The organism is Cupriavidus sp. 01L415 (assembly GCF_056400065.1).
The window spans coordinates 1-1,444 of sequence record NZ_JBFTSP010000077.1 but is presented as its reverse complement, the minus strand read 5'-3'; the positions used below and the strand labels follow the sequence as shown (position 1 = coordinate 1,444).

Sequence of the window (1,444 nt, the reverse complement as noted above, 5' to 3'; positions counted from 1 at the left end):
CTAGTGTTGTGAGTTAGAAATTCATTTCATTATTGCCTTGTCCGCCTGCCGCGACGAAATGGCGCATGAAAAGGCGTTCCGATTCGCGCAATCCTTCCTCGGTGAGGATGACTGATTTCGCCTTGTTCACAGGGTCGGCAATGAGACCTCGTTGATGCAGGCGGTCGAGCACCTCCCAGTCGAAGCTTTTCCAAGCCCGGTTTTGGTCATGCAGGGTCAGGTAGAGCAGCGCGAGGACTGCATCGTCGACGGCAGCGGTGTCGATGTTCATGGCATTCATTGTGCTCTCCTGATTCGCATGCAAAACCGCTCAAGGCTCGCGAGGATTTCGTCGGCCGGCTTGCACCAGACGAAGGGCCTGGGATTCGCGTTATAGACATCGAGGTAATGCCGGATCGCCTCTTCCAGTTGGCGCGTCGAGCGATGCGTGCCACGTCGTATGTACTTCTCAGTCAGCGTGGCGAACCAGCGTTCGACCTGATTGAGCCACGATGCGGATGTCGGCGTGAAATGAACATGGAAGCGTGGGTGTCGAGCGAACCAGTTCTGGATCGAAGGTGTCTTGTGCGTACCGTAGTTATCCATCACCAGATGCACCTCCAGATTTGCGGGCACATTGGCGTCGATTGTGCGCAGGAACTGCAGGAATTCACTGCTGCGATGGCGACGATGCAATTCACCGATGACTTCGCCGGTGGCGATGTCCAGCGCAGCAAACAGCGTAGTGGTGCCGTGGCGCATGTAGTCGTGAGTACGGCGCTCGGGAATGCCTGGCGCCAGCGGCAGTATGGGCTGCGTGCGATCCAACGCCTGGATCTGGCTCTTCTCGTCCACGCACAACACCATCGCCTTGAGCGGAGGATTCAGGTACAGACCAACGATGTCACGAACTTTGTCGACGAACAACGGATCGCTCGAGAGTTTGAAGGTTTCCTGCCGATGTGGCTGCAGGCCAAAGGCTCGCCAGATTCGCGAGACGGCTGTCTGAGAAAGTTCCATCTCCCGAGCCATCGTGCGCGTACTCCAATGCGTCGCTCCGCTGGGAACCGATTCCAGCGTCTTGGCGATTACGGCATCGACTCGCGCATCGTCAATCGTTCTGGGCGCGCCCGGGCGCGGCGCATCGAGCAGTCCATCGAGTCGATGTGCCACGTAGCGCGCACGCCATTTCGACACGGTTTGCTGCGTGACCCGCTGTTTCGCCGAGACTGTCTTGTTGTCGATGCCATCGGCGCACGCCAGCACGATCCGCGCTCGCAATGCCAGCGCCTGCGCCGTCTTGCGACGCATCGTCAGCGCCGTGAGCTGCTCGCGCTCCGCCTCGCTCAATATGAGTTCCGCCTTGGGTCTTCCGCGCATCGTCGCCACCTCGGGTCCGTGGTATCGACTTGCACGGTACTACAGGTGGGATTTTATTCAATGAATTTCTAACTCACGACACTAG

The 1,444-nt window shown here is 58.4% G+C and carries 2 protein-coding genes; both read right to left on the bottom strand.

Annotated features, from left to right (window positions below):
• Positions 1-13: 13 nt before the first annotated feature.
• Positions 14-271: a DUF6429 family protein gene (locus AC1DOX_RS30940; protein WP_441624236.1), complete on the bottom strand. Its 258-nt coding sequence runs from the start codon at positions 269-271 to the stop codon at positions 14-16.
• A gap of 5 nt (positions 272-276) precedes the next feature.
• A complete protein-coding gene (locus tag AC1DOX_RS30935; protein ID WP_441624234.1) occupies positions 277-1,359 on the bottom strand; it encodes an IS630 family transposase in 1,083 nt (360 codons plus the stop codon).
• Positions 1,360-1,444: the final 85 nt, after the last annotated feature.

Excerpts from the sequence above, each read along its gene's own strand:
- AC1DOX_RS30940 (WP_441624236.1), bottom strand. The coding sequence starts at position 271 with ATGAACATCGACACCGCTGCCGTCGACGATGCAGTCCTCGCGCTGCTC.
- AC1DOX_RS30935 (WP_441624234.1), bottom strand. The coding sequence starts at position 1,359 with ATGCGCGGAAGACCCAAGGCGGAACTCATATTGAGCGAGGCGGAGCGC.